24 protein-coding genes and 2 other annotated features are annotated in these 24230 nt (G+C 40.7%); of the genes, 20 read left to right on the top strand and 4 right to left on the bottom strand.

Annotated features, from left to right (window positions below):
• Positions 1 to 12: 12 nt before the first annotated feature.
• Entirely contained in the window at positions 13 to 1008 is a 996-nt protein-coding gene (locus SINDD18_RS07200; protein WP_061863634.1) for a LacI family DNA-binding transcriptional regulator, read from the bottom strand.
• A gap of 168 nt (positions 1009 to 1176) precedes the next feature.
• On the opposite strand from SINDD18_RS07200, the gene SINDD18_RS07195 reads away from it, so the two are divergent.
• From SINDD18_RS07195 to SINDD18_RS07160, 8 genes are all read left to right on the top strand, one after another.
• Complete coding sequence (locus SINDD18_RS07195) at positions 1177 to 2355, top strand: galactokinase (protein ID WP_061863633.1); 1179 nt, start codon at positions 1177 to 1179, stop codon at positions 2353 to 2355.
• 11 nt (positions 2356 to 2366) lie between these two features.
• Positions 2367 to 3026, top strand: a complete 660-nt coding sequence (locus SINDD18_RS07190; protein ID WP_061863632.1) for an HAD family hydrolase — start codon at positions 2367 to 2369, stop codon at positions 3024 to 3026.
• Complete coding sequence (locus SINDD18_RS07185; protein ID WP_061863631.1) at positions 3026 to 4507, top strand: UDP-glucose--hexose-1-phosphate uridylyltransferase; 1482 nt, start codon at positions 3026 to 3028, stop codon at positions 4505 to 4507. Before SINDD18_RS07190 ends, SINDD18_RS07185 begins: the two co-directional genes overlap by 1 nt.
• A 69-nt stretch (positions 4508 to 4576) precedes the next feature.
• Complete coding sequence (locus SINDD18_RS07180; RefSeq protein ID WP_006152721.1) at positions 4577 to 4981, top strand: PaaI family thioesterase; 405 nt, start codon at positions 4577 to 4579, stop codon at positions 4979 to 4981.
• A gap of 123 nt (positions 4982 to 5104) precedes the next feature.
• A complete protein-coding gene (locus tag SINDD18_RS07175; protein ID WP_061863630.1) occupies positions 5105 to 5959 on the top strand; it encodes a DNA adenine methylase in 855 nt (284 codons plus the stop codon).
• 25 nt (positions 5960 to 5984) lie between these two features.
• Positions 5985 to 6746, top strand: coding sequence for a DNA-methyltransferase (locus SINDD18_RS07170; RefSeq protein WP_061863649.1), 762 nt, complete (start codon positions 5985 to 5987; stop codon positions 6744 to 6746).
• Positions 6743 to 7366 carry a hypothetical protein gene (locus SINDD18_RS07165; RefSeq protein ID WP_061863629.1) on the top strand — a complete coding sequence of 208 codons (624 nt, stop codon included), beginning with the start codon at positions 6743 to 6745 and terminating at the stop codon, positions 7364 to 7366. Before SINDD18_RS07170 ends, SINDD18_RS07165 begins: the two co-directional genes overlap by 4 nt.
• Positions 7367 to 7368: 2 nt before the next feature.
• Positions 7369 to 8277 carry a type II restriction endonuclease gene (locus SINDD18_RS07160; RefSeq protein WP_061863628.1) on the top strand — a complete coding sequence of 303 codons (909 nt, stop codon included), beginning with the start codon at positions 7369 to 7371 and terminating at the stop codon, positions 8275 to 8277.
• 101 nt (positions 8278 to 8378) lie between these two features.
• On the opposite strand, the gene SINDD18_RS07155 is transcribed toward SINDD18_RS07160, so the two are convergent.
• Together SINDD18_RS07155 and SINDD18_RS07150 are read right to left on the bottom strand one after the other, a co-directional pair.
• On the bottom strand, positions 8379 to 8765 hold the full coding sequence (locus SINDD18_RS07155) for a bleomycin resistance protein (protein WP_061863627.1): 387 nt from the start codon (positions 8763 to 8765) through the stop codon (positions 8379 to 8381).
• Positions 8766 to 8776: 11 nt separating this feature from the next.
• Complete coding sequence (locus tag SINDD18_RS07150; protein ID WP_061863626.1) at positions 8777 to 9604, bottom strand: exodeoxyribonuclease III; 828 nt, start codon at positions 9602 to 9604, stop codon at positions 8777 to 8779.
• 262 nt (positions 9605 to 9866) lie between these two features.
• Here SINDD18_RS07150 and SINDD18_RS07145 point away from each other — a divergent pair, with 262 nt between their 5' ends.
• The 12 genes from SINDD18_RS07145 to trpA all read left to right on the top strand — a co-directional run bounded on the left by SINDD18_RS07145 (position 9867) and on the right by trpA (position 23597).
• Entirely contained in the window at positions 9867 to 11612 is a 1746-nt protein-coding gene (locus SINDD18_RS07145) for an ABC transporter ATP-binding protein (RefSeq protein ID WP_061863625.1), read from the top strand.
• Positions 11602 to 13344, top strand: coding sequence for an ABC transporter ATP-binding protein (locus SINDD18_RS07140; RefSeq protein WP_061863624.1), 1743 nt, complete (start codon positions 11602 to 11604; stop codon positions 13342 to 13344). The genes SINDD18_RS07145 and SINDD18_RS07140 overlap by 11 nt, the downstream gene beginning before the upstream one ends.
• A 105-nt stretch (positions 13345 to 13449) precedes the next feature.
• Entirely contained in the window at positions 13450 to 14142 is a 693-nt protein-coding gene (locus tag SINDD18_RS07135; protein ID WP_061863623.1) for a sugar transferase, read from the top strand.
• Positions 14143 to 14181: 39 nt separating this feature from the next.
• Positions 14182 to 15408: a DegT/DnrJ/EryC1/StrS family aminotransferase gene (locus SINDD18_RS07130; RefSeq protein ID WP_061863622.1), complete on the top strand. Its 1227-nt coding sequence runs from the start codon at positions 14182 to 14184 to the stop codon at positions 15406 to 15408.
• A gap of 66 nt (positions 15409 to 15474) precedes the next feature.
• Positions 15475 to 15699 (top strand) — a binding site (T-box leader).
• 160 nt (positions 15700 to 15859) lie between these two features.
• Complete coding sequence (gene trpB / locus SINDD18_RS07125; protein ID WP_061863621.1) at positions 15860 to 17038, top strand: tryptophan synthase subunit beta; 1179 nt, start codon at positions 15860 to 15862, stop codon at positions 17036 to 17038.
• Positions 17035 to 17260, top strand: a binding site (T-box leader). Its footprint overlaps the gene before it by 4 nt.
• A 71-nt stretch (positions 17261 to 17331) precedes the next feature.
• Entirely contained in the window at positions 17332 to 18693 is a 1362-nt protein-coding gene (gene trpE, locus SINDD18_RS07115; RefSeq protein WP_061863620.1) for an anthranilate synthase component I, read from the top strand.
• Positions 18690 to 19256, top strand: a complete 567-nt coding sequence (locus SINDD18_RS07110) for an aminodeoxychorismate/anthranilate synthase component II (protein WP_061863619.1) — start codon at positions 18690 to 18692, stop codon at positions 19254 to 19256. Before trpE ends, SINDD18_RS07110 begins: the two co-directional genes overlap by 4 nt.
• A gap of 10 nt (positions 19257 to 19266) precedes the next feature.
• Complete coding sequence (gene trpD / locus SINDD18_RS07105; protein WP_036759294.1) at positions 19267 to 20271, top strand: anthranilate phosphoribosyltransferase; 1005 nt, start codon at positions 19267 to 19269, stop codon at positions 20269 to 20271.
• A complete protein-coding gene (gene trpC, locus SINDD18_RS07100) occupies positions 20268 to 21035 on the top strand; it encodes an indole-3-glycerol phosphate synthase TrpC (protein ID WP_061863618.1) in 768 nt (255 codons plus the stop codon). The genes trpD and trpC overlap by 4 nt, the downstream gene beginning before the upstream one ends.
• Entirely contained in the window at positions 21022 to 21621 is a 600-nt protein-coding gene (locus SINDD18_RS07095) for a phosphoribosylanthranilate isomerase (RefSeq protein ID WP_061863617.1), read from the top strand. Before trpC ends, SINDD18_RS07095 begins: the two co-directional genes overlap by 14 nt.
• Positions 21599 to 22822: a tryptophan synthase subunit beta gene (trpB, locus tag SINDD18_RS07090; protein ID WP_061863616.1), complete on the top strand. Its 1224-nt coding sequence runs from the start codon at positions 21599 to 21601 to the stop codon at positions 22820 to 22822. Before SINDD18_RS07095 ends, trpB (SINDD18_RS07090) begins: the two co-directional genes overlap by 23 nt.
• Positions 22815 to 23597, top strand: coding sequence for a tryptophan synthase subunit alpha (gene trpA, locus SINDD18_RS07085; RefSeq protein ID WP_061863615.1), 783 nt, complete (start codon positions 22815 to 22817; stop codon positions 23595 to 23597). The genes trpB (SINDD18_RS07090) and trpA overlap by 8 nt, the downstream gene beginning before the upstream one ends.
• Here trpA and SINDD18_RS07080 read toward each other — a convergent pair.
• Positions 23569 to 24228, bottom strand: a complete 660-nt coding sequence (locus SINDD18_RS07080) for a prepilin peptidase (protein WP_061863614.1) — start codon at positions 24226 to 24228, stop codon at positions 23569 to 23571. The genes trpA and SINDD18_RS07080 overlap by 29 nt on opposite strands.
• Positions 24229 to 24230 lie beyond the last annotated feature (2 nt).

Below are 24230 nucleotides of genomic sequence, written 5' to 3'. Positions count from 1 at the left end.
TTGCACTTAATGCTAGGTACTCTCTCTTAAAGTTAGTTTGGTTCCCAGCATAGTAAGGCTTGGAATTTTACGGCCGTGAAGGACTTCTCTGTTCAAAATATCCATTCCTGTTCGTCCCATTTCTTCGGTGTAGACGGTAATACTGGAAAGTGGTGGGAACACTTGCTTGGTTAGAATGGTATCATTAAAGGAAATAATGCTGACGCGCTCTGGAATGCTGATGCTGGCTTCTTGAAGGGCGCGAAGGGCACCGATTGCCAAACTATCACTAGCTGAAAAAAAGGCTTGTGGAAGTTTATCTCCTAATTTCTCGATAGCCTCTTTCATTAAGTCGTATCCAGATTGGGCAGTAAATAGACCTTGAAAAATGAATTTCTCGTTATAAATTCCTTTTTCTTGTGTATAAAATTTGAAGTAATCTAAACGCTTGTCTGCGATAACTTCTTCTTGGTCAGTAGTAGTTTCAAGACCGGATAGGATACCAATCTTCTTAAGCCCGTGGTCTGTAAAGTAATCAACCACCTGTCTAACAGCATTATTAAAATCTGTAATGATACAGGTATGGCCCAAGGCGATGGTGTCACTATCAAGAAAAACTAGAGGTTTTTGATATTCTTCAAATGAGGCAATCTGTGCTTGGCTAAATTTTCCAATACAAAGAATTCCAATGACTTCTTCGCTAAGCGTGAAAGGTTGGTCATTGAAATAGCGCAAAATCTCGTAATCTAATTCTTGAGCTCTATTTTCTATCCCTAGTCGAATCTGGTAGTAGTAGAGGTCTTCTAACTCTCCTTGTTCACTGACCCATTGGATGATGGCAATCTTTTGTTTGAGTTTATGAGATTCACCAGTTTTGAGATGTTTGGTGTAGCCTAGTTCTTCGGCGACAGTTAAAATACGATGTCGGGTTTCTTCTGTGACAGATAGACTCTGATCGCGATTGAGGACACGGGATACAGTTGCGATTGAGACAGAGGCTAGCTGAGCGATATCTTTGAGTGTAGCCATAATTCCCCTCCTTTTTAGGTTATTATAGCATATTTTTCTTACTTTTTACTCATAGTTTAGTAAAATATCGGTAAAATTGTTGACCAAAGCAAAACCCTTGGGTACAATAGAAGAAAACGATTACAAGGTAAACTTTTTTACCTAACAAATTGTCAAAGGAGAATTCATATGACACAACATCTTACTGCTGATGCACTTCGCAAGGATTTTCTTGCTGTTTTTGGTCAAGAAGCGGATCAAACTTTCTTCTCACCAGGCCGCATCAACTTGATTGGGGAACATACTGACTATAATGGTGGCCATGTTTTTCCGGCAGCTATCTCACTAGGAACTTATGGAGCTGCACGTAAGCGTGATGACCAAGTCTTGCGTTTCTACTCAGCAAACTTTGAGGATAAAGGCATCATCGAAGTGCCTCTAGCTGACCTTAAGTTTGAGAAAGAGCACAACTGGACCAACTATCCAAAAGGTGTTCTTCATTTCTTGCAAGAAGCTGGTCATGTGATTGATAAAGGTTTTGATTTCTATGTTTTTGGGAATATCCCAAATGGTGCGGGCTTGTCTTCTTCAGCATCTTTGGAGCTTTTGACAGGTGTCGTAGCAGAATACCTCTTTGACCTAAAATTGGACCGTCTAGACTTAGTTAAAATCGGAAAACTGACAGAGAATAACTTTATCGGCGTTAACTCTGGGATTATGGACCAATTTGCTATCGGTATGGGTGCAGACCAACGTGCTATTTACCTAGATACTAATACGTTAGAATACGACTTGGTTCCTCTTGATTTGAAAGACAATGTTGTTGTTATCATGAATACCAACAAACGCCGTGAACTTGCAGATTCTAAATACAATGAACGCCGTGCTGAATGTGAAAAAGCAGTGGAAGAACTTCAAGTGGCCTTGGATATCCAGACTTTAGGCGAGTTAGATGAATGGGCTTTTGATGAATACAGCTACCTGATCAAAGACGAAAATCGTTTGAAACGTGCTCGCCATGCCGTTCTAGAAAATCAACGCACCCTTAAAGCGCAAGCAGCTCTTCAAGCGGGAGATTTGGACAAGTTTGGTCGTTTGATGAATGCGTCTCACGTTTCTTTGGAACATGACTACGAAGTGACTGGTTTGGAATTGGATACCCTTGTTCATACTGCTTGGGCTCAAGAAGGTGTTCTCGGTGCTCGTATGACAGGAGCAGGCTTTGGTGGTTGCGCCATTGCCTTGGTTCAAAAAGATGCGGTTGAGAACTTTAAAGAAGCTGTTGGCAAACACTACGAAGAAATCGTTGGCTATGCACCAAGCTTCTATATCGCTGAAGTTGCAGGTGGAACTCGCGTCTTAGATTAGGAGAGAAGGATATGGAAGCTGTAATATTTGATTTAGATGGCTTATTAGCCGATACTGAAATCATTTCTCTAAAAGTTTATCAAGAATTGCTTAGAGATTTTGGAATTCCTTTCACAGAAGAAACTTATTCTAGAGACTACAGTGGACATAGGGAAGAGGAGAATGTTCAACGATTTTTGGATACCTATGATTTACCCTGGAACTTTGACCAAACCTTGGATAAAGTTTATGAACTGGAAGCTCAAATCTTAGCCAAAGGTGTAAATTTAAAAAAAGGTGCTAAAAATTTGATTACTTATTTGCAAAGAGAAGGAATTCCAATCGCTTTAGCAACATCAAGTGTTGAATCTCGAGCTAGAATGATATTGGATAGTAATGGTATACTATCCCTATTTGACCATCTAGTTTTTGCAAAAGATGTAAAGCGAAGCAAACCTTACCCTGATATCTTTTTAAAAGCCTGCAGTGATTTGAACGTTTTACCAGAGAATTGCTTGGTGCTAGAGGATAGTGAAGCAGGGATTGAAGCGGCATCTAGAGCTGGGATTCCAGTTATTTGTATTCCAGATTTAAAAATACCAGCACAGTCTTTCTTAAATAAAACAGAACAAGTTTTTCAGGATTTGGATGCTGTTAGAGACTATTTAGAAAGTAAGAAGGAGGTTTTCTAGTGACCTTAGTAGAAAGATTTGTTACCAAAGTCATTGCAGAAAGTACCTTTGAAGAGTTGGATCGGATTTACCTGACCAATCGTGTTTTAGCACTGGTTGGTGAAGGAGTTTTGGACGTTGAGACTGACCAAGATAACTTGATTGACCTTAAAGATCAGCTTGTCGAGGAAGCCGTTCGACTGGAAACAATTGAAGATAGTCAGGCTGCGCGTGAGATTCTCGGTGCTGACCTCATGGACTTGGTAACGCCTTGTCCAAGTCAGGTTAATCGTGACTTTTGGGCTACCTATGCCCAGTCGCCAGAGCAGGCGATTGCGGACTTCTACCAACTCAGTCAGAAGAATGACTACATTAAACTGAAGGCTATCGCAAAGAATATTGCTTATCTTGTACCGTCTGACTACGGTGAACTGGAGATTACCATCAATCTCTCTAAGCCTGAAAAGGATCCAAAAGAGATAGCGGCAGCTAAGTTGGTTAAATCCAGTAACTATCCTCAATGTCAGCTCTGTATGGAGAATGAAGGTTATCATGGTCGTGTCAATCATCCAGCTAGAAGCAATCACCGGATTATTCGTTTTGATATTTCTGGGCAGGAGTGGGGTTTCCAATATTCGCCTTACGCTTACTTTAATGAGCACTGTATTTTCCTAGATAGCAAACATCGTCCTATGGCTATTAGTCGCCAAAGTTTTGAACGTTTGTTAGCGATTGTGGAGCAGTTCCCAGGCTATTTTGCAGGTTCGAATGCTGATTTGCCAATCGTAGGTGGCTCCATCCTGACCCATGATCATTACCAAGGTGGTCGTCATGTTTTCCCAATGGAAGTGGCTCCTATTCAGAAAAGCGTTACCTTTGAAGGTTTTGAAACTGTCAAAGCAGGAATTGTTCAATGGCCTATGTCCGTCATTCGACTAACTTCAGATTCAGCAGATGATTTGACGGAACTAGCAGATAAAATCTTACTGGCTTGGCGTCAATACTCAGATCCAAGTGTACATGTCTTGGCAGAAAGTAATGGAACACCGCATCACACTATTACACCGATAGCCCGTAAGCGAGATGGGCAGTTTGAGTTAGACTTAGTTTTACGGGATAACCAAACATCTCCAGAGCATCCAGATGGTATCTATCATCCCCACAAGGATGTCCAACATATCAAGAAGGAAAATATCGGCTTGATAGAGGTCATGGGCTTGGCAATCTTGCCACCACGCCTGAAGGAAGAAGTGGAGCAAGTAGCAGCTTATCTAGTCGGAGAGGATGTTTCAGTAGCAGATTATCACCAAGAATGGGCAGATGAGTTGAAAGAAGCCCATCCTGGATTGACTGACAAAGACCAAGCTCTTAATATCGTCCAAGAATCTGTGGGTAAAATCTTCGCTCGGGTATTGGAAGATGCAGGAGTTTACAAGCAAACAGAAGAAGGACAAGCAGCCTTTATGCGCTTTGTGGAGCAGGTTGGGATTTTACCTGAATAAGTGCTTCTCCCTTGCGTAGAGTCTTGAAAAGTAGTATCATAGTGTCGTTTGAAATATCAGGAGGAACGTATGAAAGATTTTCACTTTGACGCTATATCTGCCTTTGAAAACTACGAAATTGAAAAAATGAGAGATGGTCACGTTGTAGTGACGACAAAAGTAGTGGACTCCTCACTCAACTACTATGGAAATGCCCATGGAGGCTATCTATTTACCCTTTGTGACCAAATCAGTGGTCTTGTGGTGATTTCGCTAGGATTAGACGGGGTGACACTCCAGTCTTCCATCAACTATCTAAAAGCCGGAAATCTAGGAGATGTTCTCACTATCAAAGGAGAATGTGTCCATCAAGGACGGACCACTTGTGTCGTCGATGTTGACATCATCAACCAAGATGGCCGAAATGTCTGCAAGGCAACCTTCACCATGTTTGTTACAGGACAACGATCTGAAGATAGACAGGTGAGGATATAAAAGAAAGAATGAGTAGGAAAAATTATCCTACTCATTTTAATTTGTTAAAGAAGTTCCAGAGAAATATATAAGAGCAGAGAAATACCAAGCTAATGGTTATGTTTCTGTGGTATAATAATAAGTATGAATATTGAACAAACGAAAAAAGTTATTCTACAACCATTCACTAAATGGACAGGCGGTAAACGACAATTATTACCTATCATAAAAGAACTCATGCCTGAAACGTATAATGATTATTATGAACCTTTTATCGGAGGAGGGGCATTATTTTTTGATTTAGCGCCGGAAAGAGCTGTTATTAATGATTATAATGCCGAGTTAATCAACTGTTATCAACAAATTAAGGATAATCCTCAGGAGTTAATTGACTTATTGAAGTATCATCAAGAAAATAATTCAAAAGATTATTACTTACAATTACGCTCAGCTGATCGTGATGATAGAATAAACAATATGTCCGATGTCCAAAGAGCTGCTCGAATTCTATATATGCTAAGAGTCGATTTTAATGGCTTATATCGAGTGAATTCTAAAAATCAATTTAATGTACCATACGGTAGCTATAAAAATCCTAAAATTGTTGATGAAGAGTTGATATCTGCTATTTCAAATTATCTAAATAAAAATCAAATAGAGATTAGAACAGGTGATTTTGAGGATGCACTCTTAGATGTTCAAGAAGGTGATTTTATCTATTTCGATCCTCCTTATATTCCATTATCTGAGACAAGCGCTTTTACATCGTATACTCATGAAGGTTTTTCTTATGAGGACCAAGTTAGATTAAGAGATACATTTAGGAGGCTAAGTGATGCAGGCGCTTATGTAATGTTGTCAAATTCATCGAGTCATTTAGTAGAGGAATTATATCAAGATTTTAATATCCATTATGTAGAGGCTACACGAACAAATGGTGCTAAGTCTTCGAGCCGAGGAAAAATTTCTGAAATTATAGTCACAAATTATGAAAATTAACGAATATAAGTATGGGGGTGTTTTAATGACAAAACCATACTATAATAAAGACAAAATGATTCTTGTTCATGCAGATACGTTTAAATTATTATCAAAAATGAAACCAGAGAGTATGGATATGATCTTTGCTGACCCACCATATTTTTTAAGTAATGGTGGGATATCTAATTCTGGGGGACAAGTTGTTTCCGTTGATAAAGGAGATTGGGATAAGATTTCTTCATTTGAGGAAAAGCACGAATTTAATCGGAAATGGATTCGTTTAGCAAAAGAAGTTTTGAAGCCTAATGGGACTATATGGGTTTCAGGGAGTTTGCATAATATTTATTCAGTTGGAATGGCATTAGAGCAAGAAGGTTTTAAAATTCTAAATAATATTACTTGGCAGAAAACAAACCCTGCACCCAATTTATCCTGTCGTTATTTTACTCATTCTACTGAGACTATTTTATGGGCAAGAAAAAATGATAAAAAAGCTCGTCATTTTTACAATTACGATTTGATGAAAGAGCTAAATGATGGTAAGCAAATGAAAGATGTTTGGACGGGAGCTTTGACGAAAAAAGCTGAGAAATGGGCTGGGAAGCATCCAACACAAAAACCAGAATATTTATTGGAACGTATAATTTTAGCTTCTACTAAAGAAGGTGATTATATTTTAGACCCATTTGTAGGAAGTGGAACAACTGGAGTAGTTGCTAAACGCTTAGGTAGAAGATTTATAGGTATTGATGCTGAAAAAGAATATTTAAAAATTGCAAAGAAGAGGTTGGAATATACACAATGAAAAAGGGTGGCATTGGAGGAGCAAACACTAAAACAGGTTTAGCTTTTGAAATACAAACGGATTTCCCTACATTTTTGGCTAGTCAAGATGGCTACAGTATTGAGAATATTGACTATGATACTAGAAGGACGGAACAAGGAGGAAAAACGAAAATCATCAAAGGAACCAAATTGCGTTCGAAACCTTTTAGATGGAGTATAAAATTTTTAGGAGACGAAGTTGGACAGATTTTCCAAAAAACTGGTCTCTATCGCTACTTTGATGAAATTGATGGATTTGATTATACAAAAATTATATCCGCTCAATTGTTACCTGATGAAGCAATTTTTGTAGTTAGTAAAAATACAGTTTATATAGTTGAGAAAAAGACACAAAATCAAGGTGGCAGTGTTGACGAAAAGTTGCAAACATGTGATTTTAAATTAAAACAATATAAAAAACTATTTTCTCCTTTAAATAAGGAGGTCAGTTATTCATACCTATTAGATAAAGATTGGTTTAAAAATCCACGCTATAAAGATACTTTAGATTATATTATTAGTGTTGGATGTAAATATTATTTTAATTATATTCCATTAGATGCGATTGGCTTACCATTACCTAAACAAGAGGAAAATTAATTATGAATTTTAAAAATTATTTAATAAAATCCCCACAAGAAAGGTTAACGATTTTCTTAGAATCATTATCAATTACCAATAGAACTCCAGAGTATTATGTGAATTGGAATAAAGTTGACCGTGAGACAAAGAAGTATGAATTAGAATTGAATACTTTGAACTACTTAATTGGTAAAGATGATATTTATTCCGAAGCTTTACGTTTATTCACTAAACAACCTAATTTGTTAAAAGCTATTCCTAGCTTAATCGCAAGTCGTGATAGAGTTTTAGATATTCTTACAATAGACAATGATGATAATATGTCTTTTGAGCAATTGGATTTCAAAACGATAGACACTAGTAGAATAGATGATTACTTGAAATTTATCGAGCAATCTGGTTTATTAAATTTTTTACAACAACATGCTAATCGTTCATTAGTTGATTATGTTTATGGAGTAGAGACTGGATTAGATAGCAATGCACGAAAAAACCGAAGTGGAACAACCATGGAGGGGATTTTAGAGAGACATGTAGCAAAAATTTCTCAGGAACAAAAATTGGAATGGAAATCTCAAGCTACAGCCCAATTCATTAAGGATAAGTGGGGAATTAAAGTACCTGTTGATAAATCTGAGAGAAGATTTGACGTTGCAGTTTATTCTAAAGAAAAACATAAGGTTTGGTTGATTGAAACAAATTATTATGGTGGAGGTGGAAGTAAATTAAAAGCGGTAGCTGGAGAATTTACTGAACTTAGTCAATTTGTTGTTACATCAGATGATGACGTAGAGTTTGTTTGGGTTACAGATGGGCAAGGATGGAAAACTGCACATTTACCACTGGCAGAAGCCTTCAGTCATATTAGAAATATCTTTAATTTGGAAATGTTAAGAGAAGGATTTTTATCTGAACTATTATTAGGATAATTCTTTGTTATCTTTATTTTTATCAAATTTAATTTTAAACTAACAAAAAAGAGGCACATGCCTCTTTTTTTATTATTTTCCCACTCTAATGCTTTATCATTCTATTCACTAAATCTTAAAAAATAGCCATCTGGGTCTAAAACTGCAAATTCATGAGGATAGATATATTGTTCACCAACACGAAATTCTCTTTTTGTCAATGGACGATGAATAGGATAGTTGGACTCGATTAATTTCTGATAGAGTCGAGGGACATCCTCTATGCCGAAGGAGATGTTGACTCCACGACCAAAGGGGTAGTTTAGTTCAGCTAGTTCCTCCTTTGTCCCCTCTTCTAACATTAGCTGGCAATCTTCAAGCGATAAGAAGAGGAAGTTTTCTTCTGGTCGCTCGTATTCGATCGTAAAACCCAGTAAATCGCAGTAGAAGGAACGAGACTGTTCTAAATTTGAGACTATAAACTCGGGAATAACTGCATTGTAGTTCATATAGAAACTCCTTACAATTCAATCTCCAAGACAATCGGTGTATGGTCTTGGCGTGGGCCTGAGTCAATCATATCTGACTTGGTAACCTTGTCTGCTACACGGTTACTTGTGAGCCAGTAGTCGATTCTCCAGCCTGTGTTGTTGATTTTTGAAGTCTTGCTACGTTGTGCCCACCAAGTATAGCGTTCTGGCACATCGCCATGGATATGGCGGAAGGTATCTATAAATCCTTTGGCTAAAAGGTTTGTAAATCCTTCACGTTCTTCGTCTGTGAAACCTGGTGAACGACGGTTGCTTGCTGGGTTGGCAAGGTCAATTTCCTTGTGGGCAACGTTGTAGTCACCTGTAGCAAGAACTGGTTTTTTCTTGTCTAACTCAGCCAAGTATTCCGCATATTTGACGTCCCAGACTTGACGTTCTTCCAAGCGTTTGAGACCATCCCCAGCATTTGGTGTGTAGACCTGAGTCACGAAAAATGTATCAAATTCCAAAGTAATGATGCGGCCTTCCAAGTCCATAGTAGAAGGGGCGCCAATCTCTGGGAAGCTGATAGTTGGAGTGAGTTCTTTCTTATAGAGGAACATGGTTCCAGCATAACCTTTACGGGCAGGCTCTTGAGAGGAACGCCAGGTGTTTTCGTAGCCTGGGAAGAGTTCTTCCAACACCTCAAGGTGTTTTTTAGTAGGACCTTTAGCTGAAAGCTTGGTTTCTTGGATAGCGATGATATCAGCGTCTTCAGCTACCAAAGTTTGGAGAACGTCTTGAGACAATTTCGCACGCGCAGAGTCACTCGTCAACGCTGCATTGAGGGAATCAATGTTCCATGAGATCAGTTTCATAGTGTGTACCTTTTCATTCAGATTATAGACAATATTATACCAGAAAAAGAAGTAATTCCCCAGCGTATAGTTTGAAAAATCCAGGTCATTCCTTTATAATAAAGAATGATTTATGTAAAAGATTGAAAATAAATGAAATGTTACTCCTTTGAGTATCTTTATCGCTAAATATGACAAAGTTTAAGTTAGTGTCATCACCTATGAATAGGAAAAACCTGAGGCAGTCGCCTCAGGTTTCCATTTGTCATTAGAAAGGAATTTTATGTCCATCATCCAAAAACTCTGGTGGTTTTTTAAGTTAGAAAAACGTCGTTACCTCGTTGGAATCATCGCATTGGTCTTGGTTTCTGTACTCAACCTCATCCCTCCTATGGTCATGGGGCGCGTGATTGATGCCATTACTTCGGGACGATTAACACAAGATGAGCTCCTGCTTCATCTCTTTTATCTCCTGCTGGCAGCTTTCGGGATGTATTATCTGCGTTATGTTTGGCGTATGTATATCCTAGGGACTTCCTACCGACTTGGACAAATCATGCGTTCAAGACTATTTGAGCACTTTACAAGGATGTCTCCTGCTTTTTATCAGAATTATCGAACTGGGGATTTGATGGCTCACGCCACCAATGATATCAATGCTCTGACTCGTTTAGCAGGTGGTGGTGTCATGTCTGCGGTGGATGCTTCTATCACAGCCTTGGTGACTCTCTTGACTATGCTCTTTAGCATTTCTTGGCAGATGACCTTGGTTGCTATTCTACCTTTGCCGTTTATGGCCTATGGAACTAGTCGTCTGGGGAGAAAGACCCATAAGGCTTTTGGCGAATCCCAAGCAGCCTTTTCTGAACTTAATAATAAGGTTCAGGAGTCAGTATCAGGTATCAAGGTAACCAAGTCCTTTGGCTATCAATCTGATGAATTGGCATCTTTCCAGGAAGTCAATGATTTGACCTTCCAAAAGAATCTGCAAACCATGAAATATGATAGTCTCTTTGACCCCATGGTTCTGCTATTTGTTGGTTCTTCCTATGCCTTAACTCTCTTAGTCGGTGCCTTTATGGTGCAAGCGGGACAAGTAACTGTTGGGAATCTGGTCACTTTTATCTCTTACTTGGATATGCTTGTCTGGCCTTTGATGGCGATTGGTTTCCTCTTTAATATTACTCAAAGAGGGAAGGTTTCTTATCAACGAATTGAGAGCCTCTTGTCTCAAGAGTCACCTGTCAAAGACCCAGAATCTCCACTTGACGGGATTGAAAATGGGCGCTTGGACTATGCTATTGATCGTTTTGCCTTTGAAGACGAAGAGACGCTGAGAGATATACATTTTAGTCTCGAAAAAGGGCAAACCTTGGGCTTGGTTGGACAGACTGGTTCAGGGAAAACTACTATAATTAAATTGCTCCTACGTGAGTATGACGTTGACCGAGGAGCTATTTATCTAAATGGTCACGATATTCGTGCCTATCGACTAGCTGACTTACGAAGTTTGATGGGATACGTCCCACAGGACCAATTTCTCTTTGCTAGTTCTATCTTAGAGAATATTTGTTTTGGAAATCCCGACCTACCTTTCTCTGCAGTAGAAGAAGCGACTCAGTTGGCTCAAGTCTATCAAGACATTCAAGACATGCCTGAGGGATTTGATACAGTTATCGGGGAAAAAGGTGTCAGTCTATCTGGTGGACAAAAGCAACGTCTGGCCATGAGTCGGGCTATGATTTTAAATCCTGATATCTTGATTTTAGATGATTCCTTGTCAGCTGTGGATGCTAAGACAGAGTTCGCGATCATCGATAATCTCAAGGAAACTCGCAAAGATAAAACGACTATCATCACTGCCCATCGTCTCAGTGCAGTTGTTCATGCAGATTTGATTTTGGTCATGCAGGATGGTCGCATCATTGAACGAGGCACACATGAAGACTTACTCGCCTTGGATGGTTGGTACGCACAAACCTACCAGTCTCAACAGTTAGAAATGAAAGGAGAAGAAGATGCGGAATAAACAAGAACAATGGGCTGTATTGAAGCGCTTGTTGTCTTATCTCAAGCCCTATGGTCTCCTAACCTTTTTAGCCTTAGCTTTTCTCCTTGCGACGACAGTTATTAAGAGCGTAATTCCCTTGGTAGCTTCGCACTTTATCGACCAGTATCTAAACAATCTCAATCAGCTTGCTGTTACAGTTTTGCTAGTTTACTATGGTCTCTACATCCTTCAAACTATTGTCCAATATGTGGGGAACATCCTCTTTGCGCGCGTGTCCTACAGCATCGTTAGAGATATTCGACGTGATGCCTTTGCCAATATGGAAAAACTAGGCATGTCTTATTTTGATAAAACGCCTACAGGCTCTATTGTCTCTCGTTTGACCAATGACACTGAGACCATTAGTGACATGTTCTCAGGGATCTTATCTAGCTTTATCTCGGCAGTCTTTATATTCGTGACGACCCTTTATACCATGTTAGTTCTGGACTATCGTCTGACTGCTTTAGTCTTGCTCTTCCTACCTTTGATTTTCCTTTTGGTCAATCTCTACCGTAAAAAATCGGTCAAGGTCATTGAAAAAACAAGAAGTCTCTTATCAGATATTAACAGTAAGCTGGCTGAAAATATCGAAGGGATTCGCATTATTCAAGCCTTTAATCAAGAAAAGCGCCTGCAAGAAGAGTTTGATGAGATAAATCAGGAACACCTGGTCTACGCTAACCGTTCAGTAGCCCTGGATTCCCTCTTTTTACGCCCGGCCATGAGTTTACTGAAGCTATTGGGCTATGCAGTTTTGATGGCTTACTTTGGCTATCGTGGTCTCTATCTAGGCATAACGGCAGGTACCATGTATGCCTTTATCCAGTACATCAATCGTCTCTTTGATCCCCTCATAGAGGTAACGCAAAACTTTTCTACCCTTCAGACATCCATGGTGTCAGCAGGTCGTGTCTTTGCACTTATCGATGAGACCAACTATGAACCGGTCCAAGAAAATGAACAAGCCGAGATTAGAGAAGGAAATATCCATTTTGAACATGTGTCCTTCTCTTATGACGGGAAACACCAAATTCTCGATGATATTTCCTTTACAGTCAATAAAGGTGAAACCATCGCCTTTGTCGGGCATACTGGCTCTGGGAAGTCTTCTATCATTAATGTTCTCATGCGATTTTATGAATTTCAGTCTGGTCGAGTTCTCCTAGATGGTGTGGATATTCGTAAGTATAGTCAAGAGGAGTTGAGAAAAAATATCGGTCTGGTTCTACAGGAACCTTTCCTCTATCATGGGACCATCAAGTCCAATATCGCTATGTACCAAGATATCAGCGATGACCAAGTCAAGGCTGCAGCAGAATTTGTCGATGCAGATTCCTTCATTCAAGATCTTCCTTTAGGTTATGATGCTCCTGTATCTGAGCGTGGTTCGAGTTTCTCAACTGGTCAACGTCAGCTTCTTGCCTTTGCTAGAACCGTTGCCAGTCAACCGAAAATACTGATTTTGGATGAAGCGACAGCCAATATTGATTCTGAAACAGAAGCCTTGGTCCAAAATTCTCTAGCCAAGATGAGACAGGGCCGGACGACCATTGCCATTGCCCATCGTCTTTCTACCATTCAGGATGCTAACTGTATCTATGTCCTAGATAAGGGACGAATCATCGAGAGCGGCACACACGAGGAACTTTTGGCCTTAGGAGGAACCTATCACAAGATGTATAGTTTGCAAGCAGGTGCTCTATCCTAAGGAAGAATTCCTTTAAAATACAGATTTCTTGCACTGCCTCTTTCATTTTGTGGTATAATGTAGAATGTTTAAAGATTACATATTAAAAAATAGAGGAGAATGTGCATGCTGAAATGGGATGAACTACCTCAAGAGATGCAATTAAGTGAGGTAAAACCATACTACCAGCTTGTTTCTAAAAGAAAAGGCTCTCTGATTCTCAAGCGTTGTCTAGATTTGGTTCTAGCTTTGATCTTGTTAATCTTGACCTCACCCGTATTTCTGATTCTAAGTATTTGGATCAAACTAGATAGTAAGGGTCCAGTCATTTACAAGCAGGTGCGGGTAACCCAGTACAACCGACATTTCAAGATTTGGAAATTCCGTACCATGGTGACAGATGCGGACAAGAAAGGAAGTCTAGTAACTTCTGCAAATGACAGCCGTATCACCAAGGTTGGAAATTTCATTCGCCGTGTTCGTTTGGATGAACTTCCACAATTGGTCAATGTTCTCAAAGGAGAGATGTCCTTTGTGGGAACTCGTCCAGAAGTACCACGCTACACAGAGCAGTATAGCCCTGAAATGATGGCTACCTTGCTCTTGCCTGCAGGGATTACATCGCTTGCCAGCATTAACTATAAGGACGAGGATGCCATTATCAGTCAAATGACTGCAAAAGGTATGACGGTTGACCAGGCCTATGTCGAAAGAGTCCTCCCAGAAAAGATGCACTATAATCTAGCCTACCTACGTGATTTTAATTTCTTCGGAGATATCAAGATCATGTTCCAGACTGTATTTGAAGTTTTAAAATAAAGTAGTCGTAAGATTGAAACCAATCAAAGGAGTAAAACAATGACAAAGTATAATATTCCATTTTCACCACCTGATATTACCGAAGCTGAAATTGCTGAAGTAGCAGATACCCTCCGCTCTGGTTGGATCACAACAGGTCCAAAGACAAAAGAATTGGAGCGTCGTCTATCTGCCTATACTCAGACACCTAAGACAGTCTGCCTCAACTCTGCAACAGCAGCTCTTGAATTGATCTTGCGCGTGCTTGAAGTGGGCCCTGGCGATGAAGTTATCGTTCCAGCTATGACTTATACAGCATCATGTAGCGTTATCACTCACGTAGGTGCTACACCAGTTATGGTTGATATCCAAGATGATACCTTTGAAATGGATTATGACAAGCTTGAGCAAGCAATTACTGAGAAGACAAAGGTTATCATCCCAGTTGAACTTGCAGGGATTATCTGTGACTATGACCGTTTGTTCCAAGTTGTAGAAAAGAAACGTGACCTCTTTACAGCTACTAGCAAGTGGCAAAAAGTCTTTAACCGTATCGTTGTTGTCTCAGATAGCGCCCATGCTTTGGGTTCAACCTACAAGGGACAACCAGCTGGTTCTATTGCAGACTTTACGTCCTTCTCTTTCCACGCAGTTAAGAACTTCACAACAGCTGAAGGAGGAAGTGCTACTTGGAAAGCTAATCCAGCTATTGATGATGAAGAAATGTACAAGGAATTCCAAATCCTATCTCTTCATGGTCAAACAAAAGATGCGCTAGCTAAGATGCAACTGGGTTCATGGGAATACGATATCGTAACTCCTGCCTACAAGTGCAACATGACAGATATCATGGCTTCGATTGGTTTGGTACAATTGGATCGTTATCCTGGCTTGCTTCAACGTCGTAAAGAAATCGTGACTCGCTATGACCGTGGATTTGCAGGAACTCGTATTCACCCATTGGTGCATGAGACAGATACTGTTGAATCTTGTCGTCACCTTTACGTTACCCATGTAGAAGGTGCTAGTCTCGAGCAACGTAATCAAATTATCCAAGAATTGGCCAAAGCAGGAATCGCAAGTAACGTTCACTACAAACCGCTTCCACTTTTGACTGCCTATAAGAATCTTGGCTTTGACATGGCAAACTATCCTAAAGCTTATGCCTACTTTGTAAACGAGATTACACTACCGCTTCACACCAAATTAACGGATGAAGAAGTAGATTATATCATTGAGACTTTTGTCAAAGTTTCTGATGAAGTTCTAAGTGCTTCACAAAAATAATTAAAAAAATTAGTAAAAAATTAGTGAAAACGGTTGACAAAGAAAAAACAATAACATATAATTAACTCAACAAATCAGAAAAGTAATTATTTTTAATCTTCAGGGAGCCTGTGGTTACTGTGAACAGGTGGTTGGAACTAGTGAAATTGGGCTGATTTTAAAAGTGAATTTGAAACAATGAAAATTCGGTAGGCACACCTTACAGTGCAACTTGTTGTTAGACAAGGCAGAGATGTAAAGGGGATATTCTCTTTACAATTGAGGTGGTACCGCGTTACAAACGCCCTCACATGGAAGTAAATTCCGTGTGTGGGCTTTTTCTATCCGTCATTTTATTTATCTTTTATTAGGGCGTTAAGTCGCTTTGATGAACTTGAGTTCTATCTACAGCACCTTGCCTACTACTAAAAGCAAATAAAAAGCCGGATTCATATAGAAGGAGGAAAAATTTATGACAACTAAAGGATATTTTGGACAATTTGGTGGTAGTTTTGTACCAGAACCAATTCAGGCTTTATTAGATGAGTTGGAAGTGACTTTTGATAAATACAAGGACGATCCAGAGTTTTTGGCAGAATATCGTCATTACTTAAAAGATTATTCAGGCCGTGAGACTCCGCTCTATTTTGCAGAAAGTTTGACGGATTATCTAGGAGGTGCTAAGATCTATCTCAAACGTGAAGATCTTAACCACCTTGGTTCACACAAACTTAACAATGTCCTTGGACAGATCCTTCTTGCTAAACGTATGGGGAAAAAACGTGTGATTGCAGAGACAGGAGCTGGTCAGCATGGTGTTGCAACAGCTGCAGCTGCGGCTAAATTTGGTATGGCATGTGATGTCTACATGGGGGCAGAAGATGTGGAGCGTCAACGTCTCAATGTCTTCCGCATGGAGATGATGGGAGCAACTGTTCATGCAGTTGAAACGGGAACTCGTACTCTTAAAGATGCGGTTGATGCAGCCTTTGGAGCATGGATGAATGACCTTGATGCTTTCTACGTTTTAGGTTCGGCTGTAGGTCCTCACCCTTACCCAACGATTGTCCATGAATTCCAAAAAGTAATCAGTGAAGAATCACGTCGTCAAATCTTGGAAAAAGAAGGACGTTTGCCAGACTACGTCATTGCCTGTGTGGGTGGTGGTTCTAATGCCATTGGTGCCTTTTCACAGTATGTAGCTGATGAAGAAGTTAAATTGGTTGGGGTAGAAGCTGCTGGTCACGGTCTAGATACTGACAAACACGCGGCAACAATGACCAAGGGTAGTGTAGGGATTGTCGATGGAATGAAAACCTATGCAGTCTTTGGTGAAGATGGAAATGTTGCACCTGTTTACTCTATCTCTGCTGGTTTAGACTATCCAGGGGTTGGACCAGAACACGCCTTCTTTAAAGACTCTGGTCGTGTAGAATATGTTGCAGCGACTGATGAAGAAGCTGTCCAAGCCTTGCTTTTACTTAGCAAGACAGAAGGAATCATCCCTGCTATTGAAAGCTCACATGCTATCGCTGAAGCAGTCAAACGCGCACCAAAACTAAGTAAGGATGAGATTATCATCATCAATGTCTCTGGTCGTGGAGACAAGGACGTAGCTGCCATTGCAGACTACCTTGAAGCTAAAAAATAAAAGATGGAAAAATTATAGCTATTTCTCTCACAGAGAGCTTGTGGTTGCTGAAAACAAGCAGAGAAAGCTGTAAAGTTGGGTCCGTCTGAAATGAGAGAAGAAAACATAATTCTCAAGGGAGTGCCCTTTATCGCACGGCCTGTTACAGGAGTTATCTGAGACAGGAATGAGAGATAGGAGAAATCCTATAATTGAGGTGGCACCGCGAATTTCGTCCTCACGCAAGTTATTTTGCGTGGGGATTTTTTGTAGAATCACCACAGGATTTAAGAAGAACTGAAAGGAAAAATACAATGGAACGAATCATTCATGGAGATGTTTTATCACCAATCTTGGCGTATATGCGCTTGAACGGACAACACAAGGTCATACTTGAAAGTATCCCAAGAGAAAAGGAAAATGCTCGATTTTCTATCTTGGCCTATAATCCAGTTTTTGAGATTAAGTTTGAGAATGGAGTCCTATATCAAAATGGCCAAGTGATTGATCGTGACCCCTTGGATTTCCTTTATGAAGTAACTTATAAGAGTCAGCACCATTCAGAACTACCCTTTGGTGGTGGAGCTATTGGCTTTGTTGGTTACGATATGATTTCTCTCTATGAAGAGATTGGCCAGCTCCCTGAGGATACGATTGGGACACCAGATATGCATTTCTTTGTTTACGAGAGTTATATGGTATTTGACCACAAGAAAGAAAAAATTCATATCATCGAGGATGCTCTTTACAGTGATCGAAGCAATGATGAACTAGAAGCGGCTTTAGATCAGGTTTTAGAGGAGTTAAAAATCCTTGCTCCAAATGAATTTGAAGATTTGGACGTTTCTCCACTTCAGTTTAGACCACATATTGCACCTCAGAAATTTGAAGAGATGGTAGAAACAGCTCGCGACTTGATTCGCAATGGAGATATGTTCCAATGCGTGCTCAGTCAGCGTTTCTCCGCAGAAGTAACTGGAAATCCTTTTGACTTCTACAGAAATCTCCGAGTGACCAATCCATCAAATTACCTCTACTTTTATGACTTTGGAGATTATCAAATCATCGGTGCCAGTCCAGAGAGTTTGGTTTCCGTCAAGAATGGCATCGTGACAACCAATCCAATTGCAGGTACACGACCTAGAGGTGCCAATGATGAAGAAGATGCAGCTTTAGCAAATGACCTACTCTCTGATGAAAAGGAAACGGCAGAACATCGAATGCTAGTGGACCTAGGACGCAACGATATCGGTCGAATTGCTGAGACAGCAAGTGTCCAAGTAACCAAGTATATGGAAGTGGAACTTTTCCGTTATGTCATGCATTTGACCAGCGTAGTTAAAGGACGTTTGTTACCAGAACTGACTGCCATGGATGCATTGAAGGCGACTCTTCCTGCTGGAACAGTTTCTGGGGCCCCAAAGATTCGGGCCATGAAACGCATCTATGAGTTGGAAACAGAGAAGCGAGGCGTTTATGCTGGAGCTATCGGTTACCTTTCAGCAACTGGAGACATGGACTTTGCCATTGCAATTCGAACCATGATTCTTAAAAATAAAACATCCTACGTACAGGCTGGTGCAGGAATAGTTTATGATTCCATTGCTCAGAATGAATACCAAGAAACCATTAATAAAGCTAAATCTATGACTAGAATGGGAGAACTAAGACCATGATTTTATTGATTGATAATTATGATTCATTTACCTATAACCTAGCCCAATATATCGGGAATTTCGCAGAAGTTCAGGTTTTGAGAAATGATGATCCAAACCTTTATGAACATGCTGAAAAGGCAGATGGATTAGTTTTCTCTCCTGGCCCAGGTTGGCCAGCTGATGCTGGGAAAATGGAAGGAATGATTGGTGATTTTGCAGGTAAGAAACCTATTCTAGGGATTTGTTTGGGGCACCAAGCCATTGCAGAAGTCTTTGGTGGTAAGTTGGGCTTGGCTCCTAAAGTTATGCACGGTAAACAAAGCCAGATTCGATTTGAGACTCCATCAGTTCTCTATCAAGGTATTGAGGATGGTCGTCCAGTAATGCGTTACCACAGTATTTTAATTGAAGAGATGCCAGAAGAGTTTGAAGTGACAGCTCGTTCGACAGATGACCAAGCTATTATGGGGATTCAACACAAAACCTTGCCGATTTATGGCTTGCAGTATCATCCAGAAAGTATTGGAACGCCAGATGGTCTATCTTCTATTCAGAATTTTATCGAGAAAGTTGTAAAGTGAGGAACACAAAATGAAAGAAATTATTGAAAAATTAGCAAACTTTGAAGACCTATCAAGTGTTGAAATGACAGATGTGATCGAACGCATCGTGACAGGGCGAGTGACAGAAGCACAAATCGCTTCACTACTTTTAGCTCTTAAAATGAAGGGAGAAACACCTGAAGAAAGAACAGCCCTCGCTCAAGTTATGAGAGGACATGCTCAACACATTCCAACAAATATTCAAGATGCTATGGATAACTGCGGTACAGGTGGAGATAAGTCATTTAGCTTCAACATTTCTACAACTGCAGCTTTTGTCTTGGCAGGTGGAGGAATCCACATGGCCAAACATGGTAATCGTTCAATTTCCTCTAAATCTGGGTCAGCAGATGTCTTGCAAGCTTTGGGAATCAATATTGACCTTAAACCATCACAATTGGGTAAGGTATTTGACCAAACAGGAATCGTTTTTCTCTTTGCCAAAAACATGCACCCAGCCATGAAATACATCATGCCAGCTCGTTTGGAGTTGGGAATTCCAACCATCATGAATTTGACAGGACCGCTCATCCATCCAATGGTCTTGGAAACACAGCTTCTAGGAATCAGTCGTCCTGAACTTCTGGAAAGTACTGCTCAGGTTTTGAAAAACATGGGTCGCAAACGTGCTATTGTAGTAGCTGGTCCAGAAGGGTTGGATGAAGCTGGGTTGAATGGAACTACCAGCATTGCCCTTCTTGAAAATGGTGAAATTACTTTATCAACCTTTACTCCAGAAGATTTGGGAATGGAACGCATTGCTATTGAAGACATTCGTGGAGGAAATGCTCATGAGAATGCAGCAATTCTTGTCAGTGTTCTTAATAACGAACCAAGTCCATTCTTGGAAACAACAGTCTTAAATGCAGGTCTAGGATTCTACGCCAATGGTAAAGCAGACAGTATCAAGGACGGAGTTGAATTGGCACGTCAAGTAATTGCCAGTGGTAAGGCCCTTGAAAAACTCAGACTATTACAGGAGTATCAAAGATGAGTCAGGAATTTTTATCACGTATCCTAGAGCAAAAGATGCGTGAAGTTGAAAAGATGGAGCGAGAGGAGCTTCAATCCTTGCGTCAAACTTATCGGTTGAGTGAATATTTAAAAAATCATCAAGACCGTTTGCAAATCATTGCTGAGGTCAAAAAGGCAAGTCCAAGTCTAGGTGATATCAATCTCGATGTGGATATCGTACAACAGGCCCAGACTTACGAGGCTAACGGCGCGGTTATGATTTCTGTTCTGACAGATGAGGTTTTCTTTAAAGGACATTTGAATTATCTGCGAGAGATTTCCAGTCAGGTACAGATCCCGACACTGAACAAGGACTTTATCATCAATGAAAAGCAAATCATCCGTGCTCGCAATGCAGGTGCGACCGTCATATTGCTCATCGTAGCGGCCTTATCTGAAAAACGACTGAAGGAGCTTTACGACTACGCGACAGATCTTGGTCTAGAAGTTTTGGTGGAAACTCATAATCTTGTTGAACTGGAAGTGGCTCATAGACTTGGAGCTCAAATTATTGGTGTCAACAATCGCAATTTAACAACCTTTGAAGTCGACTTACAGACCAGCGTAGACTTGGCCAAACACTTTAAGGATGATTGCTTCTACATTTCCGAATCTGCTATTTTTACAGGGGAGGATGCAAAACGAGTAGCACCATACTTTAACGGAATTTTAGTAGGAACAGCCCTCATGCAAGCAGAAGATGTAGCCCAGAGAATCAAGGAGTTGCAGATTGACAAAGGTTAAGATTTGTGGACTATCGACCAAAGAAGCCGTAAAAACCGCTGTGTCGGCTGGAGCAGACTACATTGGTTTTGTCTTTGCTCCTAGCAAAAGACAGGTGACCGTAGAACAAGCCATAGAGCTGGCTAAGTTTATTCCTAGCCATATTCAAAAAGTTGGTGTATTTGTTTCACCCAGTCGGGCGGACTTACTAGAAGCGATTGAAAAGGTTGGCTTAGACTTGGTGCAGGTTCATGGTCAGGTAGTAGATAAACTATTTGAAAATTTACCTTGTGGCAGCATTCAGGCTGTTCAGGTCGATGAAAGGGGGCATGTACCCAATTCTCAGGCAGATTATCTACTCTTTGATGCTCCTGTCGCAGGGAGTGGACAAACCTTTGACTGGGGTCGACTGGATACGACAGAACTAGCCCAGCCTTTCTTCATCGCAGGCGGGCTAAACGAAGATAATGTAGAAGAAGCAATTCAACACTTTACTCCCTTTGCAGTAGATGTATCAAGTGGAGTAGAATCAAACGGACAAAAAGATCATGAAAAGATTAGAAGATTTATAGAGAGGGTAAAACATGGCATATCAAGAACCAAATAAAGATGGATTTTACGGGAAATTCGGTGGACGTTTTGTCCCAGAAACATTGATGACAGCAGTATTGGAGTTGGAAGAAGCTTATCGTGAAAGTCAGGCAGATCCAAGTTTCCAAGAAGAATTAAACCAACTTTTGCGCCAGTATGTAGGACGTGAAACACCTCTTTACTACGCAAAAAACTTGACCCAGCATATTGGTGGAGCCAAGATTTACCTCAAACGTGAAGACCTCAACCATACAGGTGCCCACAAGATTAACAATGCCTTGGGACAAGTTCTTCTCGCTAAACGCATGGGCAAAAAGAAAATTATCGCTGAAACTGGTGCCGGTCAGCACGGTGTAGCAACTGCAACTGCTGCGGCCCTCTTTAACATGGAATGTACTATCTATATGGGTGAGGAAGATGTTAAACGCCAAGCCCTCAATGTCTTCCGTATGGAACTTTTGGGAGCCAAGGTGGAAGCTGTAACAGATGGTTCGCGCGTGCTCAAAGACGCGGTCAATGCAGCCCTTCGTTCTTGGGTAGCCAACATCGATGATACCCACTATATCCTTGGTTCTGCCTTGGGACCCCACCCTTTCCCAGAAATTGTTCGTGATTTCCAAAGTGTTATCGGACGAGAAGCCAAACAACAGTACCGAGAATTGACAGGTGAAAATTTACCAGAAGCCCTAGTAGCCTGTGTTGGTGGTGGCTCTAATGCCATCGGACTTTTCCATCCATTTGTGGAAGATGAGTCAGTGGCTATGTATGGAGCTGAAGCAGCAGGACTAGGTGTGGATACGGAGCACCACGCAGCTACCTTGACTAAAGGACGTCCAGGTGTTCTCCACGGCTCTCTCATGGATGTGCTCCAAGATGCTCATGGTCAAATCCTAGAAGCTTTCTCAATCTCAGCAGGTTTGGACTATCCTGGTATCGGTCCAGAACATTCTCATTACCATGATATCAAACGAGCGACTTATGTACCAGTGACAGACGAGGAAGCCTTGGAAGGATTCCAACTCTTGTCTCGTGTAGAAGGAATTATCCCAGCTTTAGAGTCCAGCCATGCCATCGCCTTTGCGGTGAAATTAGCCAAAGAACTTGGACCAGATAAGTCTATGATTGTCTGTTTATCAGGTCGTGGAGACAAGGATGTGGTTCAAGTTAAAGACCGCTTGGAAGCAGACGCAGCAAAGAAGGGAGAAGCTCATGTCTAAGGCACTAACAGAAAAATTGAACGCTATAAAAGCGACTGGAAAAGGAATTTTCGTTCCCTATATCATGGCTGGAGACCATGAAAAAGGTTTGGATGGTCTTGCTGAAACAATTCGCTTTTTAGAAGACTTGGGTGTGTCTGCTATTGAAGTGGGAGTTCCTTTCTCAGACCCTGTTGCAGATGGTCCAGTGATCGAAGAAGCAGGCTTGCGCAGTCTAGCTCGCGGAACCTCTACCCAGGCTTTGGTTGAAATCTTGAAAACCATTGAAACAGAAATCCCGCTTGTCATCATGACCTACTTTAACCCCCTCTTTCAGTACGGTGTTGAGAAATTTGTCAAAGATCTTTCTACTACAGCGGTTAAAGGGTTGATTATCCCAGACCTCCCTCATGAACATGCTAACTTTGTAGAGCCCTTTTTGGCAGGTACAGATATTTCTTTGATTCCACTTGTCAGCTTAACGACAGGAATTGAGCGTCAAAAAGAACTCATTGAAGGGGCAGAAGGTTTTGTCTATGCTGTTGCTATTAACGGAGTGACAGGGAAATCAGGAAACTACCGAGATGATTTGGACAAGCACTTGGCTCAACTTCATCAAGTAGCAGATATTCCAGTCTTGACAGGATTTGGTGTATCCACAAAGGCTGATGTAGAACGTTTCAATGAGGTATCGGACGGCGTTATCGTCGGTTCCAAGATTGTTAAGGCTCTACATGAAGGACAAGTAGCAGAAATCGCTGACTTTATCAGACAAGCAGTAGCTTACCAAAAATAATCATACAAGCAGCAAGCAAGAGGAAAGGTACAAAAGGAAGTCTTTCCTTTTTCTTTTGCAGGAGAAAGGCTAGGATACCAGTTGTGGAAGCAAATTGAATTAAAATCAGAATTTCTGTAAGTGTAAAGACTAGCGAACAAGAGGCCAGAAAGAGAAAATCACCTGCTCCCATGCGAATATCAATAACATGAGCAATGATTCCAAGAATCAAAAAGAAAGCCATGGTTAGATTCCAACTAGAGCAAACCATGAGGATTAAGTGAAAGGTCAGCCAGACTAGCAAGGGATATTCTTGATGCTGGAGATCATAGATTCCTAAGGTCAAGCCAGCAGTTATCAGAATAAGTTGTCCTAGGGTTAGGAATCCCAAAGAAAAAGTTAGAAAGAGTAGCCCCAAGAATAACTCAAAGAGGGTATACCAGAAAGGATAGTGGGCCTTGCAATAGCGACAGCGAAAGCCATGGACTACTTGAGAGACAATCGGAATCAAATCCAGTGATTTCAAGCGAGTCTGACAAGAATCACAGTGACTAGCAGGGAAAACAATGGATTGCTCAGGGAAACGATCAATGACCAATCCAAGAAAGGAAGCAAAAATAGCTCCAACAAGAAAAAAGTAAAGGTGAATCATAC

This window comes from Streptococcus infantis, assembly GCF_001579645.1.
In the GTDB taxonomy this organism is placed as follows: Bacteria; Bacillota; Bacilli; order Lactobacillales; family Streptococcaceae; genus Streptococcus; species Streptococcus infantis_E.
Note: the sequence above shows the minus strand (reverse complement) of the source record. Positions and strands in the feature narration are given on the sequence as shown.

Excerpts from the sequence above, each read along its gene's own strand:
- SINDD18_RS07135 (WP_061863623.1), top strand. The coding sequence starts at position 13,450 with ATGCTGAAATGGGATGAACTACCTCAAGAGATGCAATTAAGTGAGGTA.
- trpA (WP_061863615.1), top strand. The coding sequence starts at position 22,815 with ATGTCTAAGGCACTAACAGAAAAATTGAACGCTATAAAAGCGACTGGA.
- SINDD18_RS07140 (WP_061863624.1), top strand. The coding sequence starts at position 11,602 with ATGCGGAATAAACAAGAACAATGGGCTGTATTGAAGCGCTTGTTGTCT.
- trpC (WP_061863618.1), top strand. The coding sequence starts at position 20,268 with ATGAGTCAGGAATTTTTATCACGTATCCTAGAGCAAAAGATGCGTGAA.
- SINDD18_RS07110 (WP_061863619.1), top strand. The coding sequence starts at position 18,690 with ATGATTTTATTGATTGATAATTATGATTCATTTACCTATAACCTAGCC.
- trpD (WP_036759294.1), top strand. The coding sequence starts at position 19,267 with ATGAAAGAAATTATTGAAAAATTAGCAAACTTTGAAGACCTATCAAGT.
- SINDD18_RS07160 (WP_061863628.1), top strand. The coding sequence starts at position 7,369 with ATGAATTTTAAAAATTATTTAATAAAATCCCCACAAGAAAGGTTAACG.
- SINDD18_RS07150 (WP_061863626.1), bottom strand. The coding sequence starts at position 9,604 with ATGAAACTGATCTCATGGAACATTGATTCCCTCAATGCAGCGTTGACG.
- SINDD18_RS07175 (WP_061863630.1), top strand. The coding sequence starts at position 5,105 with ATGAATATTGAACAAACGAAAAAAGTTATTCTACAACCATTCACTAAA.
- SINDD18_RS07080 (WP_061863614.1), bottom strand. The coding sequence starts at position 24,228 with ATGATTCACCTTTACTTTTTTCTTGTTGGAGCTATTTTTGCTTCCTTT.
- SINDD18_RS07180 (WP_006152721.1), top strand. The coding sequence starts at position 4,577 with ATGAAAGATTTTCACTTTGACGCTATATCTGCCTTTGAAAACTACGAA.
- SINDD18_RS07165 (WP_061863629.1), top strand. The coding sequence starts at position 6,743 with ATGAAAAAGGGTGGCATTGGAGGAGCAAACACTAAAACAGGTTTAGCT.
- SINDD18_RS07170 (WP_061863649.1), top strand. The coding sequence starts at position 5,985 with ATGACAAAACCATACTATAATAAAGACAAAATGATTCTTGTTCATGCA.
- trpE (WP_061863620.1), top strand. The coding sequence starts at position 17,332 with ATGGAACGAATCATTCATGGAGATGTTTTATCACCAATCTTGGCGTAT.
- trpB (WP_061863616.1), top strand. The coding sequence starts at position 21,599 with ATGGCATATCAAGAACCAAATAAAGATGGATTTTACGGGAAATTCGGT.
- SINDD18_RS07155 (WP_061863627.1), bottom strand. The coding sequence starts at position 8,765 with ATGAACTACAATGCAGTTATTCCCGAGTTTATAGTCTCAAATTTAGAA.
- SINDD18_RS07200 (WP_061863634.1), bottom strand. The coding sequence starts at position 1,008 with ATGGCTACACTCAAAGATATCGCTCAGCTAGCCTCTGTCTCAATCGCA.
- SINDD18_RS07145 (WP_061863625.1), top strand. The coding sequence starts at position 9,867 with ATGTCCATCATCCAAAAACTCTGGTGGTTTTTTAAGTTAGAAAAACGT.
- trpB (WP_061863621.1), top strand. The coding sequence starts at position 15,860 with ATGACAACTAAAGGATATTTTGGACAATTTGGTGGTAGTTTTGTACCA.
- SINDD18_RS07190 (WP_061863632.1), top strand. The coding sequence starts at position 2,367 with ATGGAAGCTGTAATATTTGATTTAGATGGCTTATTAGCCGATACTGAA.
- SINDD18_RS07195 (WP_061863633.1), top strand. The coding sequence starts at position 1,177 with ATGACACAACATCTTACTGCTGATGCACTTCGCAAGGATTTTCTTGCT.
- SINDD18_RS07130 (WP_061863622.1), top strand. The coding sequence starts at position 14,182 with ATGACAAAGTATAATATTCCATTTTCACCACCTGATATTACCGAAGCT.